Genomic DNA, 14,831 nt, shown 5'->3' on the forward strand with positions numbered 1-14,831 from the left:
AAATGACAGCCTTATTGAATAAGATAGGGCTGTTTTTTAAGGGAGCTGGTATATTTGAAATTCACTTCATATGATGAAGCTTTAGATTGGATTCATGGAACGTTACGCCTAGGAATTAAACCAGGGCTTTCGCGAATGGAAAAAATGTTAGAAACGCTAGGAAATCCAGAGAAAAAAGCAAAATGGATTCACGTTGCTGGAACTAACGGAAAGGGTTCTACATTAACATTTATTCGCTCCGTTCTTGAAGCAGAAGGATATCGAATTGGGACTTTCACATCCCCATATATCGAACGGTTTAATGAGCGCATTTCTGTCAATAATGAACCGGTTTCAGATGAGATGATTGTAACGTTAGCTAATCGTGTTGCTCCTATAGCTTCCGAAATCGCCAAAACCGATTTTGGCCCTCCATCAGAATTTGAAATTATCACGACAATGATGTTTCTTTACTTTGCAGAATATGATCAAATCGATTTTGGAATCATTGAAGTTGGGTTAGGTGGCCGCCTTGATTCAACGAATGTGTTAACGCCACTTATTTCTGTTATTACAACAATAGGCCTTGATCATATGGAGTTTCTAGGTAATTCTATTGAAGAAATTGCGCTTGAAAAAGGTGGTATTATCAAGCAAAACGTCCCAACCGTTTCAGGTGTAGTTCAACCAAGCGTGATAGATGTATTGCAAAAATTAGCCAATAAGCAAAATTCTACTATTTATTTTTACGGCAAGGATTTTAATTCTAAAAAAGTTTCAAAAAATAGTTTTGTTTTTCATACAAAAAATCAAGAACTTCCTAATCTTGAAACAGGTTTAAATGGTGATCACCAAATTCAAAACGCTTCTGTTGCCATTCAAACGTTATTTATTTTACGGGAAATAGGTGATATTTCTCTAACTACGAAATCTATTTATCAAGGCTTAAAAGAGGCTTTTTGGCCGGGAAGATTAGAAAAAATTCAAGGGCTGCCTAATTTTGTCTTGGACGGCGCACACAACCCTGAAGGCATTCAATCGCTTATTAATAATTTACAACACGAAGATAATATAGAACTTCTAATTAGCATTTTAAGTGATAAAGATTATACGAGTATGATTCAATCTCTAAAAAAACTTCAACATGTACAGCTCTATCTAACAACTTTTGATTTTCCAAGATCTCTTTCGAAGGACGATGTGAAACGAATTTCAAAAGAAAACGGAATAAACGCTGTACTAGATTGGAAAGAATTTATACAGGAAAAACAATCGGCTAAATTGACGACGACTATATATATTTCAGGCTCGCTCTATTTTATTTCGGAAGTTCGAAAATTTTTATTAAGAAAGTAGTGTTTGATTTTCTCCTCCTAGATGGGGGAGTTTTTTTAATATAGTTTATCGCAAACTAAAATGCAAACGGTGAAAAAAAGATTTTACGAAGAAAGTCTGCCTACAAAATTGCATTTTTAACTAAGCAAACTTTACGAATTTAAATGTAATTCATTTCCAAAATAGATTTTTATCAATATGACTTTCTTAAAAAATACTGATAGAATCTAGAAAAAATGGAGGTTCAAATAAATTGTGCTATATGTTTGTTTTTATTTACAGTTCGATCTTTGGTTCTTTTTTACACGTTTGCGCGCAAAATTCACCACAAAAGAAACCATTTCTATTTCGTCATTCTCATTGCGATTACTGCAAACAGGAAATCTCATTCAAACACATGATTCCAATTGTTTCATATATCGTCCAAAAAGGGAAAACAATTTGCTGTCAAAAAGCGCTACACAAGATGTATTTTTGGCAAGAAATTACTTTTCCAATTTTAATGCTTGTCCTGTATCAATTTTATCTTATGCATCATATCGGTATGGTTCATTTCATTGTATTTCTCTTTTTGTATTATTTTCTTTTAACAGATATTTATTTTCTGCATGTTCCTAACCTTGCATTGGGCTTTTTTCTAACAATAATACTCATTTTTCAATTTTTAAATCAAGCGGTTTTATTCGCTACTATACAACTTATAATTAGCTTTATCGCTTATAGTGCCTGTTATTATTTTGTCAAAAAAGGATTTGGACTAGGGGATATTAAAATATTGATTATTCTAGGTACTGCAGTTGGATTTGCAACAAGTTATAAAATATTTATCTACGCGCTGACAATTGCTGCCATTTCTTTAGGTGTAGCCTGTTTAACCCATAAAATTTCGCGAAAAAAAATGATTCCTTTTGTCCCATTTATATTTCTTGGGTATTTAAGTTATTTATGTTTGAAAGTCGGTGGATTTGAATGAATTTAAAATTGGACGACCCGCCTAGGGAAAAATTAGTAAGGCATGGCCCTGATGCACTAACTCTCTCTGAATTGATGGCTTTAATTATTGAAACAGGAACAAAAAACGAGTCTGTCCTTTCTGTGGCGAATCGGATTGTTATGCGCTTTAGGGAACTGGATAGCGTTCAACACGCTACAATCGAAGAATTTCAAAAAATAAATGGTATCGGCATTGCAAAAGCTGCGAAAATTGTTGCAGCACTTGAAATGGGAAAAAGGCTAAATCAAAACGAAAAAAGCACAACTTATGTGATAAAAACACCGTTTGATGCAGTTTCAATTGTGCAGCCGGAACTTAGTTTTTTATATCAAGAACATTTTCACTGTGTCTTTTTAAATGTTAAAAATCAAATTATTCATCGCGAAACAGTGTTTATCGGTAGTTTAAACATTAGTGTTGTGCACCCACGTGAAGTTTTTCGAATTGCACTAAAATTATCTGCTGCTTCGCTTATTTGTTTTCATAATCATCCATCTGGTGATCCAACGCCTTCACAAGAAGATATCAGAGTCACAAAACGGCTTGCAAATTCTGGTGAGCTATTAGGTATTCGCCTGCTAGACCACATTATTATAGGCAAAAACAGCCATCTTAGTATGAAAGAAAAAAAGTATTTCTAAAGAAAACTTTAATTTTATTTCTTCTTATTAAAAATTAATGCCGTGATGAAACAGTTATGTTATAATGTAATGGTTGTATATGTGTTTAGATAGAAATAGTGGCACTCGAGGGATAAGGTAAACTTAATTTTTGAACTGTGCAAATGTGTCAGCTTCATTGATTACTTATACAAAAGTTAATTTTTGAAAGAAAAGGAGAATACAGATGTTTGGATTTGGAAACAAAGATATCGGCATTGACTTAGGAACTGCGAATACACTTGTATACATGAAAGGAAAGAGCATTGTTTTAAGAGAGCCTTCCGTTGTTGCAATGAAGAAAGACACGCAAGAAATAGTGGCAGTTGGTAATGAAGCTAAAAATATGATTGGTAGAACACCAGGCAATATTGTAGCTATTCGTCCAATGAAGGACGGGGTAATCGCGGATTATGATACAACAGCAGCAATGATGAAGTATTATATCCAAAAAGCTAGCAAAGGAATGAGCGCTAGCAAACCATTTGTAATGATTTGTGTTCCTTCTGGCATCACTGGCGTAGAAAAACGAGCAGTTATTGATGCAACAAGACAAGCTGGGGCAAAAGATGCTTATACAATTGAAGAACCATTCGCTGCAGCAATTGGTGCTGGGCTTCCTGTATGGGATCCGACTGGTAGCATGGTTGTCGATATTGGTGGGGGAACTACTGAAGTTGCTGTTATTTCTCTAGGAGGTATTGTCACAAGCCGTTCAGTACGTACTGCAGGTGATGACCTTGATGAATCTATTATTAATTACATTCGTAAAAAATATAACTTACTTATTGGCGATCGTACTGCTGAGTCCATTAAAATGGAAATTGGTTCTGCCGATGCTACAAATCTCAATTTAGAACCTTTCAGTATACGTGGTCGTGATTTGGTAACAGGCTTACCAAAAACAATCGAAGTAACACCTGAAGAAGTTAGCGAAGCACTATCCGATACCATTTCAGCTATTATTGATGCAGTTAAGAGTACACTTGAAAATACACCACCTGAATTGTCAGCTGATATTATGGATAAAGGTATTGTACTTACTGGCGGAGGTGCGTTACTGCGCAATTTAGACTCTGTCATTTCTGAAGAAACAAAAATGCCTGTAATTATTGCGGATGAGCCGCTTGATTGTGTGGCAATTGGGACAGGGAAAGCACTTGAAAATATGGACTTGTATAAAAAGAAAAAAATGAACTAAATGGAACACTCATTTATTTCAACTAGAAAGTGTTAGCTTCAAATCGAAAAAAGAGGATTAACGAGATGAGGTGTTCATTATGCCACAATTTTTTCTAAATAAGCGTTTAATTATTATGCTGATAGCTATCATTGTTCTTGTGGCCCTTGTCGGTTTTTCTCTCAGAGACAGAGAAAATGCATCGTGGCCTGAACAATTTGTAAAAGATGTTGTTGGTTTTGGAGAAAATGTTGTTTCGAAACCAGCAAGCTTTGTTTCTGGTGTTATAAGTGGCGCGCAAGATTTAAAAAATACTTATACAGAGAATGAGCATTTAAAAGAACGTTTAGAAGAATTGGCGCAACTGGAAAGTGATGTTGCAGATTTACGAAAAGAGAATAAAGAATTAAAGGACTCACTTAATATTCAATCGAGTTTAAGCGATTATGATCCTATAAACGGGTCTGTCATTTCACGTAATCCGACAAATTGGAATGAGCAAGTTGAGATTGATAAAGGTTCAAGAGATGGCGTGAAACCTGATATGGCGGTTGTTACATCAGGTGGGCTAGTTGGGCGAATAACGACAACTGGTGCAAAGTCATCAACTGTTGAGCTATTGACATCGTCTGACACGCGTAATCGTGTTTCGGCAATGGTTCAAGGTAGCGCCTCGGCTTATGGGATTATTAATGGTTATAATAGTGATGATAAGTTATTGGAATTAAAACAATTACCTTATGATATGAAGTTTACGAAAGGCCAAAAGATTGTGACGTCGGGACTTGGTGGGAAATTCCCATCTGGCATTTTTATTGGAACCATTGAAAAAGTTGAAACAGATAAAATGGGATTGTCACAAACTGCTTATGTAAAGCCAGGTGCTGATATGTATGATTTAAATCATGTGACGATTTTAAAACGTACTGCGGAAACTTCTACGTCTGGTGATGAAAATACTGATTCGTCTGGAGGCAATTAGTCATGAATGTCAAGAAAATCATTTGGCTTCCGGCAATCATGATTGGTACTTTTATTTTAGAAGGTGTCGTTAGTCTTCAATTTGGACACGTATTATTTGGAGAAGAGAGATTGTTTATTCCTCATTTTCTTCTTATTATGTTAGTCATTATGACAGCTTTTTACAGACGAAATACGACGCTTATTTATGCATTTACTTTAGGGATTTTATTTGATATTTATTATACGGGTGTTATGGGTATTTACTTTGCTATTTTCCCATTCATCGTTTATATAACAGATAAGTTCTTGAAGGTTTTGCAGAATAATATCGTTCTAGTTGGCTTGATAGCTGTTTTTAATGTTATATTATGTGAAGTACTTGTTTATGCGTTTTATTATTTAATTGGAACAACGACAATGAGTTTCCCGGAATTCATTGATTATAGATTGTGGACAACGCTTATATTGAATTTTGCTTTTTATTTAGTTGTTTTCTTTCCGTTCCGATATTTCTTATTCAAATTAAAAAAATCTGAATCCTAATAAAAACAGCTAAAATCGTGTGAGTCATTATCAAGTATGGAAGGTTGCTATGCTTGATAAGCACGATTAAGCTGTTTTTTATGTTAAAGAGATAAAAGTTCTGCTATAATAAAACAAGCAATCGGTTTTAAGAAAATGAGTTTAGCGGGGTGATATGGGAATGAAAAAGAATGTCCAAATGAAAGGAACAAAAGAAGGTATTCAAATTTTCTTAAGCGACACTGCAAGTATTAACGAACTAGAAGCAGAATTGATTAGCCTTTTAAAAGAACAAAAAACAGCACCTTATTCTGGCGAGAAACTTTCGGTCCAAGTCCAAATTGGGAACCGGCTTTTTTCAGAAGAGGAAGAGGCTAGAATTGCGAAAATTATCGTTCAAAATAGCCAAATGAAGATTGGTGCTTTTTATAGTAACGTGATGACGAAGGCGGATGCGAAAAAGTGGAAAGAAGCAGATCAAATCTATTCGCTCGCAACAATCATTCGGTCTGGGCAGGTTATTCAAGTTACAGGTGATGTGCTTCTTATTGGTGACATTAATCCTGGTGGGCAAATACGGTCAACTGGAAATATTTTTGTCTTAGGGCAGATTAAAGGAATTGTACACGCTGGTTTTGAAGGCGATAAAGATTCGGTCATTGCTGGTAAATTCTTATATCCTTCGCAAGTGCGTATTGCGGAAAAGTTTTTTGGCTTTGATAGTGAAGATTATAAGGATATCGCGGATACGGAACTATTTTCAGCCTATATTCGCGAAGATGAAATCATAATTGATGACATACATAAAATTAGGAAAATTAGACCTGAAATTTCGAATTTTGAGGGAGGACGATAAACATGGGTGAGGCTATAGTCATTACTTCTGGGAAAGGTGGCGTTGGAAAAACAACTTCAACTGCCAATCTAGGAACAGCACTTGCACTTCAAGGCAAAAAAGTCTGCTTGGTTGATATGGATATTGGCCTTCGAAACTTAGATGTAGTACTTGGACTGGAAAACCGAATTATTTACGATTTAGTAGATGTAATCGAAGGGAGATGCAAGATTCATCAAGCTTTAATTAAAGATAAGCGTTTTGATGATTTACTGTTTCTTTTACCAGCTGCGCAAACTACGGATAAAACAGCTGTAAGTGCTGATCAAATGAAAACGTTAATCGATGAGCTAAAACCGGATTACGAATATATTTTAATTGATTCACCTGCAGGTATAGAAACTGGATATAAAAATGCTGTAGCTGGAGCTGATAAAGCCATTGTTGTTACAACACCTGAAATTTCTGCGGTTCGTGATGCAGATAGAATTATTGGTTTACTCGAAAATGAAGATATCGAGCCACCAAAATTAATTATTAATCGTATCCGTACACAAATGATGCAAAATGGGGATGTTATGGATATTGATGAAATTACAACGCATTTGTCCATCGAACTTCTAGGTATTATTATTGATGACGATGAGGTTATTCGTTCTTCAAATAGTGGCGATCCAGTTGCAATGTTACCGAATAATCGGGCATCACAAGGCTATAGAAACATTGTACGCCGCATTTTAGGCGAATCCATTCCACTTATGTCGATTGAAACTAAAAAAGAAGGCTTTTTTGCACGGTTAAAAAAACTTTTTAGTGGTAAATAATAGATGAGACAGGCCCTCTGAAAAGGGGGCTTTTTTTAAAGAAGGTGGGGATTTTAATGCCGCAACTTATTATTAATGCAAAAAATACGGAAAAACGAATTGCTGTCACTCATAATAAACAATTGGTTGATTTTCAACTTTTTCGGCCGAGCCAAAATGCTCAAGTAGGTCATATTTTTTTAGCGCAAATTGAAAAGATTGATAAAAAATTAGATGCTGCTTTTTTGAATCTTGGGTTTGAAAAGGGCTTCCTACATTTAAAAGACTTGCCTGAATACGTTGCCGCAACGCAAGGCGCACGTTTGCTTGTACAAGTTGTTCGAATGGGGTCGAAAACAAAATTGCCTCTTGTTACGGGGATTGTCGAGGTTTCAAATTCTTATTTGGTTTATATGAAAGGAAAATCATATGTATCGGTTTCAAAGCGCATAACTGAAAATGAGAAAACGAGGTTACGGGACACAGTGACCAATATTTTAAAGCCAGAAGAAGCGGTTATTATCCGTTCTGATGCGGAAAATTTGGCGGAAGCGGAGCTTTTTTCGCACTTGGAAGAATTGCGCGGGGAATTCGCTTTGCTTGAGCAGAAAGCGGCGAAACAAAAGCGTCCGGGACTTATTCATGCATCAGAAGATTTATTTTTTGAAAAAATCACACGTTTTATCGAGGCTTATCAGGTGAAAGAAGTTTTTTCTGATGTTTCCTTTCCGTTTGCTACAAAGTTAGTGGCAGACGATGATATTTTTGATACGTTTAAGCTGAGCGGGAGCCTTGTCAAATTGTTGCAGCCTATCGTTCATCTAAAAAACGGGTCTTCCTTGTTTATTGAAAAAACCGAAGCAATGTGGGTGATTGATGTGAATTCAGGGAGCTTTTCAGGTGATTTCACGAAGGAAAAAACAGTATCAAAAGTGAATTTTGAAGCTATTCCTGAAATTTTACGTCAAATGCGCCTGCGACAAATTAGTGGGTTTATTGTGATTGACTTTATTGGTGGTATGTCTGATGTTGATCATGCAAAACTTTTGGAGGAAATGGAACGTTTGGTGAGAGAAGAACTCGTGACAACACAAGTTGCTGGTTTTTCGAAAACAGGGCTTATGCAACTAACACGGCGAAAAAAAGAGGCCTCTCTTCTTGAAATCACTTCTGATGTATGTCCAAGTTGCAAAGGGATAGGGCATGTGAAATCTGCCAATTCACTTGCGTATGAACTCGAACGAGAGCTTAAAACATATAACCTTAGTTCGCTTAATTTTATTTTAATCATCACAACGGAAGCTGTTTTATCTGCTTTTTTAGATTTAGGCGTTTTAGCTGACGCACCAATTGACTGGGAAATTGCAGATGAAACGGTATCTTTTTATCAAATTGCGCGAGTAGAATAAAGATTGACACTAGAGACTCTGTATGATATTATTTTACTGTTATGTTTGTAGCGCACCACGCTACAACCGCACAGAATTGGGTCAAGTGCATTTTTGCCCCCAACGATGGCGAGTCTGAGTATGAGGAGGTGCAAGTATGTACGCAATTATTGAAACTGGTGGGAAACAAATCAAAGTGGAAGCTGGCCAAGAAATCTATGTTGAGAAATTAGCAGGAGAAGTTGGTGATGTGGTAACTTTTGATAAAGTTCTTTTCGTAGGCGGCGATGCAGCTAAGGTGGGTGTTCCTTTTGTTGAAGGAGCAACTGTTACGGCTAAGCTTACAAAACAAGGTCGCGCTAAGAAACTTACGGTTTATAAATATAAACCTAAGAAGAACTACCACAAAAAACAAGGTCATCGTCAACCTTACACAAAATTAACGATTGATGCAATCAATGCTTAATTTGAAAGGACGAAACCATGATTCAAGTCAATATTAATTGGAAAAATGAACAAATTGTTTCGTTTACAATGAGTGGACATGCTGATTTTGCGGAAAATGGGAGAGATCTTGTTTGTGCAGGGGCGTCATCCATTGTTTTTGGAATGATTGGTGCTTTAGAAGATATGGAAGGTGTTCCCCCGATTTTTGAAGAGGAATCCGGTTATCTTTTTTACACAGTTCCAGAAGAATTTGTAGCAAACAGTAATGTTCAAATCCTATTAAATGGAATGGTGAATCAACTTAGGTCATTAGCGTACAGCTATCCTGATCATATTAAAATAAACTCCAAATAGGAGGTGTATTTCATGTTAAAATTTGATATTCAACATTTTGCCCACAAAAAAGGCGGTGGTTCCACTTCCAATGGTCGTGATTCCGAGTCTAAACGTCTAGGAGCGAAACGTGCAGACGGTCAATTCGTTACTGGCGGTTCCATCCTTTATCGTCAACGTGGAACAAAAATTTATCCAGGAACTAACGTTGGTCGTGGAGGCGATGATACACTTTTCGCTAAAACTGACGGCGTCGTACGTTTTGAACGTATGGGTCGTGACAAGAAAAAAGTTAGTGTTTATCCTGCTGCGCAAGAAGCGTAAAATCAAAACCGAGGTGTTTATCACCTTGGTTTTTTTATGTGAAAATATTTCTGTCATAGCTGAAAATCGTTACATAAGAATGAAATATATCCTTCCCACATGTGAAAAATATAGCAAGTTCATTCGTTGACAGCGCTTTCCTAGTGTGATTTAATAGAACCAAGTTAATCAACTTGTCAGGAGAAGAGATGACAATCAGAACGGCAATTTTCATAATTTGCCAATGTTTTGGTTGTCATTCTTTTTTTGAAATAAAATGAAGTTTGGCTTGTTCGTTAAGGGGAATAAAAGAAAGACGGACCAAACTTAAGGATAAAAAGGAGATGTTCTAAATGATTGACACTAGTTTAGGCACACAGTTCTTAGGAGAGTTACTGGGGACTGCTGTACTGGTACTTTTTGGGGGAGGCGTTGTAGCTGGCGTTTCACTCAAATGGTCTAAAGCTGAGAATGCAGGCTGGGTCGTTGTTGCGATTGCCTGGGGACTCGCCGTTACAATGGGCGTTTATGTTTCCGGTTACATGAGCATGGCGCACTTAAATCCTGCTGTAACCGTTGGAATGGCGCTTGCAGGAGCATTCCCTTGGGACTATGTTCTCCCGTATATTGCCGCTCAGTTTATCGGCGCATTTATTGGGGCAACACTCGTCTGGTTACACTACTACCCGCACTGGAAAAAAACAGAAGATAAAGCGACAAAATTAGGCGTTTTCTCAACTGCACCAGCAATTCGGCATTATACATCTAACTTTTTTGGTGAAGCATTAGGTACTTTTATTTTAGTTTTTGGGTTATTATCTTTAGGAGCGAACCAATTTGCTAACGGCTTGAATCCACTTGCTGTTGGCGGACTAATCGTTGTAATTGGTATGAGTCTAGGTGGAACGACAGGTTATGCCATTAATCCCGCTCGTGATTTAGGACCGCGTATTGCTCACTTTGTTTGGCCAATTTCGGGAAAAGGTGGCTCAGATTGGTCTTATTCTTGGGTCCCAGTCCTTGGACCAATTTTAGGCGGAGGACTTGGAGCACTTGTTTATAACGCTGTCGTAAATAAAGACATGGGTGTCTGGTTATGGGTTTTTGCGGCATTATTCGTACTCGTTTTAATTTTTGCAATGACAATCGACAAGAAAAAAGATTTAGTATAATACACATAAGATAATCTGGGGATGAGCGTATCCCCAAAATACTTAAAGGAGGCAATTGTAGTGGAAAAAAAATACATTTTAGCGCTCGATCAAGGGACAACCAGTTCACGGGCAATGATTATTGATAGTGACGGCGAAGTTATTGGGGTAGAACAAGAAGAATTTGAACAAATTTTCCCAAAGCCAGGTTGGGTGGAACATAATGCAAACGAAATTTGGGCTTCCATACTAGCCGTCATTGCAGGCGTTCTGTTGAAAACGAATATTTCCTCTAAACAAATTGCGGGTATCGGGATTACTAACCAACGTGAAACAGCTGTTGTTTGGGATAAGGAAACTGGAAATCCAATCTATAATGCAATTGTTTGGCAATCGCGCCAAACGGCAGACATTTGTAAGGAGCTAAAAGAAGCAGGCAAGGAAGATATGGTTCGTGAAAAAACGGGTCTTTTAATTGACGCTTATTTTTCAGGTACGAAAGTTCGGTGGATTTTAGACAATGTGGAAGGCGCACAAGAACGCGCTGAAAATGGGGAATTACTATTTGGAACGATTGATAGTTGGCTTGTTTGGAAATTAACTGGCGGAAAAGCTCATGTCACAGATTATTCTAACGCATCACGTACACTGCTCTACAATATTTATGATTTGAAATGGGACGATGAACTACTGGATATGTTAAATATTCCAAAATCGATGCTTCCTGAAGTTCGTCCTTCTTCTGAGGTTTATGAAACAACCGTACCTTACCATTTCTTTGGCGAGGAAGTCCCAGTGGCAGGCATTGCCGGTGACCAGCAATCTGCTTTATTCGGACAAGGTTGTTTTGAAAGTGGTATGGCGAAAAATACGTATGGAACGGGTTGCTTCTTGCTCATGAATACTGGAGAAAAGGCAGTTCGGTCTGAAAATGGCTTGCTGACAACACTTGCATGGGGATTAGATGGAAAAGTGGAGTATGCGCTAGAAGGTAGTATTTTCGTTGCTGGATCAGCTATTCAGTGGTTACGCGATGGTTTACGTATGTTACGTCAATCAAGCGACTCACAAGGCTATGCAGAAAAGATTGAGTCCTCTGATGGTGTTTATGTCGTACCGGCGTTTGTTGGACTAGGCGCACCATATTGGGATTCAGATGTGCGTGGTGCTGTTTTCGGATTAACGCGCGGCACAGAGAAAGAGCAATTTGTTCGGGCGACTCTTGAATCACTGGCGTATCAAACACGTGATGTGCTTCATGCGATGGAGGAAGACTCGAAGATTAAGCTTAAAGCCCTTCGTGTTGATGGAGGTGCTTCCGCAAACGATTTTCTGATGCAGTTCCAGGCGGACATTTTGAATGTTCCAGTTGAGCGGCCAGACAATTTGGAGACGACCGTTTTAGGCGCTGCGTATTTGGCGGGTCTTGCGGTTGGTGTTTGGGAAGACAAAAACGAAATCGTCAAACGTTGGAAACTCGACAAGAAATTTGAAGTTGAAATGAAGGACGATGAACGCGAAACGCTATATGAAGGCTGGCACAAAGCTGTTAAAGCGGCGCAAGCATTTAAATAAGAAAAGAAGAGGTGTTAGGATGTTTCTAGCACCTTTTTTTGTGCGCGTAAATAAAATGTTGTGTGATTGGCAATTTTATTGATATAATGTTAAATAAGACTTTTAAAGAACGGGAGATTAAAACGATATGTTTGTAGATCAGGTTAAGATAAATGTAAAAGCGGGGAATGGCGGCGATGGTATGGTTGCTTTTCGTCGCGAGAAATTCGTTCCAAATGGTGGACCTGCTGGTGGCGACGGTGGCAAAGGGGCCAATGTTGTTTTTCAAGTAGATGAAGGATTGCGTACTTTAGTCGATTTTCGTTTTAAACGCAAATTTAAAGCGGAACACGGAGAAAACGGAATGAGTAAAAGTATGCATGGACGTGGTGCAAGCGATTTAGTTATCCCTGTCCCGCCTGGTACGCTTGTGAAAGATCTTGATACGGACGAAACGATTGCAGATTTAGTGGCACACGGACAGCGTGCTATTATCGCCAAAGGTGGACGCGGGGGACGCGGAAATAAACGTTTTGCAACACCAGCGAATCCTGCACCAGAGCTATCTGAAAACGGAGAACCGGGACAAGAACGCAATATTCAGCTTGAATTAAAAGTGCTTGCTGATGTGGGGCTAGTTGGATTCCCAAGCGTTGGGAAATCAACACTACTTTCAATTGTTTCTGCGGCGCGCCCAAAAATTGCTGCGTATCATTTTACGACGCTTGTTCCAAACTTAGGTATGGTGGATACAGGCGATGGTCGTAGTTTTGTAATGGCTGACTTGCCGGGGCTCATTGAAGGCGCGAGCCAAGGTGTTGGTTTAGGACACCAATTTTTACGCCACATTGAACGGACGCGTGTCATTGTACACGTCGTAGATATGTCTGGTGCGGAAGGCCGCGAACCTTATGAAGATTTCGTGACGATAAATAAGGAGCTTGAAGAATACAATTTACGCCTTTTAGAGCGTCCGCAAATCGTCGTGGCGAACAAGATGGATATGCCGGATGCTGAACTTAATTTGCAAAAATTCAAAGAAAAACTAGACGAGGATATTCCCGTTTTTCCAATCTCAGCTTTAACTAAAACAGGGTTGAATGCTCTCCTACTCGCTATCGCTGACAAGCTGGAAACAACGCCTGAATTCCCGCTCGATGAACTGCTCGAAAAAGAAGAAGAAAATACGGTGTTATATAAATTTGAAGCAGAAGAACCTGATTTTGTCATTTCACGTGACCCAGACGGCGCTTTTGTGTTAAGTGGTGAAAAAGTAGAGCGACTATTTGCGATGACAAACTTCGAAAGAGATGCTTCGATTAATCGCTTTGCAAGACAGCTCCGTGCGATGGGCGTTGATGAGGAACTCCGTAAGCGCGGTGCGGAAGATGGCGACACGGTTCGCCTGCTTGATTTTGAATTCGAATTCCAAGAGTAACCGGCGCCGTTTTGGCGTAGAAAACTAAAATCAGGCTGATAAACATGTTTATCAGCCTGATACTTGGTTAGAAAGGAGCGTTTACCTTATGAAAATTGCTTATCTTGGACCTGCGGCTTCTTTTACGCATAGTGCGGCGAAGAGTGCTTTTCCTACGGCTGATTTAATTCCTGCTACCTCTATTCCAGAGTGCATTATGACGATTCAAAATAACGAAGTCGATGCGGCTGTCGTTCCTGTTGAAAACACGATTGAAGGTGGCGTAAATATTACGCTTGATTACTTGTTTCACTTTTCAAATGTGCCTATTCAGGCGGAACTTGTTTTGCCCATTGCCCAACATATTATGGTACATAAAATGAATGCGGCTTCTTGGCAGTCTGTTCAAAAAGTCATGAGTCACCCACAAGGGCTCGCACAATGTGAGACTTTTTTGAAAGAAGAATTATACGGCGCGGTGCGCGAAGCAACTCCTTCTACGGCTTATGCTGCTAAATGGGTGAGTGAACATGAAAATGAGCTTGTGGCGGCTATTGCACCGCGTATGGCGGCTTTAGAATACGGACTTCAAATTGTGAAGGAAAATGCGCAAGATATCGAGTTAAACCAAACGCGTTTTGTCGTTTTAAGTAGGGAAAAGATGTCGATTCCTTTAAAAAAAGAAGAGGAAAAAACGTCCGTGAGCGTTCTTCTACCAAACAATATTCCCGGTGCCTTACATAAAATTTTATCGACGTTTGCTTGGCGGAATATTGATATGAGCAAAATCGAATCGCGTCCGTTGAAAACGGCGCTTGGGGAATATTTCTTTTTAATTGACTTGTTATCGGAAGACAAGGCGGAGCTCGTTCAAAATGCACTCGAAGAAATTCGCTTGCTAGGCGGGAAGGCAAGTGTTTTGGGGATTTATAACGTGTATCGGATTTTAAATTGAAGGGAGGCAATGT

Annotated in this window: 16 protein-coding genes and 1 other annotated feature; all 16 genes read left to right on the forward strand. The window is 38.6% G+C overall.

The window, feature by feature from the left end; genetic code table 11:
- The first annotated feature begins 54 nt into the window (after window positions 1–54).
- The 16 genes from CFS04_RS01850 to pheA all read left to right on the forward strand — a co-directional run bounded on the left by CFS04_RS01850 (window position 55) and on the right by pheA (window position 14,818).
- Complete coding sequence (locus CFS04_RS01850) at window positions 55–1,335, forward strand: folylpolyglutamate synthase/dihydrofolate synthase family protein (RefSeq protein WP_088808899.1); 1,281 nt, start codon at window positions 55–57, stop codon at window positions 1,333–1,335.
- 241 nt (window positions 1,336–1,576) lie between these two features.
- The gene (locus CFS04_RS01855) at window positions 1,577–2,287 is read left to right on the forward strand and encodes an A24 family peptidase (RefSeq protein ID WP_088814581.1); all 711 of its coding nucleotides are present in this window, start codon (window positions 1,577–1,579) and stop codon (window positions 2,285–2,287) included.
- A complete protein-coding gene (gene radC, locus CFS04_RS01860) occupies window positions 2,284–2,949 on the forward strand; it encodes a DNA repair protein RadC (RefSeq protein WP_088808901.1) in 666 nt (221 codons plus the stop codon). The genes CFS04_RS01855 and radC overlap by 4 nt, the downstream gene beginning before the upstream one ends.
- Before the next feature lie 205 nt (window positions 2,950–3,154).
- Window positions 3,155–4,168 carry a rod shape-determining protein gene (locus CFS04_RS01865; protein WP_088808902.1) on the forward strand — a complete coding sequence of 338 codons (1,014 nt, stop codon included), beginning with the start codon at window positions 3,155–3,157 and terminating at the stop codon, window positions 4,166–4,168.
- 79 nt (window positions 4,169–4,247) lie between these two features.
- Window positions 4,248–5,129: a rod shape-determining protein MreC gene (gene mreC, locus CFS04_RS01870; protein ID WP_088808903.1), complete on the forward strand. Its 882-nt coding sequence runs from the start codon at window positions 4,248–4,250 to the stop codon at window positions 5,127–5,129.
- 2 nt (window positions 5,130–5,131) lie between these two features.
- Window positions 5,132–5,653 (forward strand): rod shape-determining protein MreD, encoded by a 522-nt coding sequence (mreD, locus tag CFS04_RS01875; RefSeq protein ID WP_088808904.1) that lies wholly within the window; start codon window positions 5,132–5,134, stop codon window positions 5,651–5,653.
- Between the two features lie 160 nt (window positions 5,654–5,813).
- Entirely contained in the window at window positions 5,814–6,488 is a 675-nt protein-coding gene (gene minC / locus CFS04_RS01880) for a septum site-determining protein MinC (RefSeq protein WP_088808905.1), read from the forward strand.
- A 2-nt stretch (window positions 6,489–6,490) separates the two neighbouring features.
- Window positions 6,491–7,291, forward strand: a complete 801-nt coding sequence (minD, locus tag CFS04_RS01885) for a septum site-determining protein MinD (protein WP_088808906.1) — start codon at window positions 6,491–6,493, stop codon at window positions 7,289–7,291.
- A gap of 56 nt (window positions 7,292–7,347) precedes the next feature.
- Window positions 7,348–8,679: a ribonuclease E/G gene (locus CFS04_RS01890; RefSeq protein WP_088808907.1), complete on the forward strand. Its 1,332-nt coding sequence runs from the start codon at window positions 7,348–7,350 to the stop codon at window positions 8,677–8,679.
- Between the two features lie 54 nt (window positions 8,680–8,733).
- Window positions 8,734–8,805 (forward strand) — a sequence feature (ribosomal protein L21 leader region).
- Between the two features lie 10 nt (window positions 8,806–8,815).
- A complete protein-coding gene (gene rplU / locus CFS04_RS01895) occupies window positions 8,816–9,124 on the forward strand; it encodes a 50S ribosomal protein L21 (RefSeq protein ID WP_088808908.1) in 309 nt (102 codons plus the stop codon).
- Window positions 9,125–9,141: 17 nt separating this feature from the next.
- The gene (locus CFS04_RS01900; RefSeq protein WP_088808909.1) at window positions 9,142–9,459 is read left to right on the forward strand and encodes a ribosomal-processing cysteine protease Prp; all 318 of its coding nucleotides are present in this window, start codon (window positions 9,142–9,144) and stop codon (window positions 9,457–9,459) included.
- Window positions 9,460–9,471: 12 nt separating this feature from the next.
- Window positions 9,472–9,762: a 50S ribosomal protein L27 gene (gene rpmA, locus CFS04_RS01905; protein ID WP_007475125.1), complete on the forward strand. Its 291-nt coding sequence runs from the start codon at window positions 9,472–9,474 to the stop codon at window positions 9,760–9,762.
- A gap of 332 nt (window positions 9,763–10,094) precedes the next feature.
- On the forward strand, window positions 10,095–10,913 hold the full coding sequence (locus CFS04_RS01910; protein ID WP_088808910.1) for an MIP/aquaporin family protein: 819 nt from the start codon (window positions 10,095–10,097) through the stop codon (window positions 10,911–10,913).
- Between the two features lie 60 nt (window positions 10,914–10,973).
- Entirely contained in the window at window positions 10,974–12,467 is a 1,494-nt protein-coding gene (gene glpK, locus CFS04_RS01915) for a glycerol kinase GlpK (protein WP_088808911.1), read from the forward strand.
- Between the two features lie 127 nt (window positions 12,468–12,594).
- Window positions 12,595–13,884 carry a GTPase ObgE gene (gene obgE / locus CFS04_RS01920; protein ID WP_088808912.1) on the forward strand — a complete coding sequence of 430 codons (1,290 nt, stop codon included), beginning with the start codon at window positions 12,595–12,597 and terminating at the stop codon, window positions 13,882–13,884.
- 88 nt (window positions 13,885–13,972) lie between these two features.
- Entirely contained in the window at window positions 13,973–14,818 is an 846-nt protein-coding gene (gene pheA, locus CFS04_RS01925) for a prephenate dehydratase (RefSeq protein ID WP_088808913.1), read from the forward strand.
- Window positions 14,819–14,831: the final 13 nt, after the last annotated feature.

The sequence above is a fragment of the Listeria sp. ILCC796 genome (genome assembly GCF_900186175.1).
Lineage (GTDB): Bacteria > Bacillota > Bacilli > Lactobacillales > Listeriaceae > Listeria > Listeria goaensis.

Bases quoted from the DNA above. Each gene is read 5' to 3' on its own strand.
- mreC (WP_088808903.1), top strand. From the start codon at position 4,248: ATGCCACAATTTTTTCTAAATAAGCGTTTAATTATTATGCTGATAGCT.
- obgE (WP_088808912.1), top strand. From the start codon at position 12,595: ATGTTTGTAGATCAGGTTAAGATAAATGTAAAAGCGGGGAATGGCGGC.
- CFS04_RS01855 (WP_088814581.1), top strand. From the start codon at position 1,577: ATGTTTGTTTTTATTTACAGTTCGATCTTTGGTTCTTTTTTACACGTT.
- CFS04_RS01900 (WP_088808909.1), top strand. From the start codon at position 9,142: ATGATTCAAGTCAATATTAATTGGAAAAATGAACAAATTGTTTCGTTT.
- radC (WP_088808901.1), top strand. From the start codon at position 2,284: ATGAATTTAAAATTGGACGACCCGCCTAGGGAAAAATTAGTAAGGCAT.
- pheA (WP_088808913.1), top strand. From the start codon at position 13,973: ATGAAAATTGCTTATCTTGGACCTGCGGCTTCTTTTACGCATAGTGCG.
- CFS04_RS01890 (WP_088808907.1), top strand. From the start codon at position 7,348: ATGCCGCAACTTATTATTAATGCAAAAAATACGGAAAAACGAATTGCT.
- minD (WP_088808906.1), top strand. From the start codon at position 6,491: ATGGGTGAGGCTATAGTCATTACTTCTGGGAAAGGTGGCGTTGGAAAA.
- CFS04_RS01910 (WP_088808910.1), top strand. From the start codon at position 10,095: ATGATTGACACTAGTTTAGGCACACAGTTCTTAGGAGAGTTACTGGGG.
- mreD (WP_088808904.1), top strand. From the start codon at position 5,132: ATGAATGTCAAGAAAATCATTTGGCTTCCGGCAATCATGATTGGTACT.
- CFS04_RS01865 (WP_088808902.1), top strand. From the start codon at position 3,155: ATGTTTGGATTTGGAAACAAAGATATCGGCATTGACTTAGGAACTGCG.
- minC (WP_088808905.1), top strand. From the start codon at position 5,814: ATGAAAAAGAATGTCCAAATGAAAGGAACAAAAGAAGGTATTCAAATT.
- rpmA (WP_007475125.1), top strand. From the start codon at position 9,472: ATGTTAAAATTTGATATTCAACATTTTGCCCACAAAAAAGGCGGTGGT.
- rplU (WP_088808908.1), top strand. From the start codon at position 8,816: ATGTACGCAATTATTGAAACTGGTGGGAAACAAATCAAAGTGGAAGCT.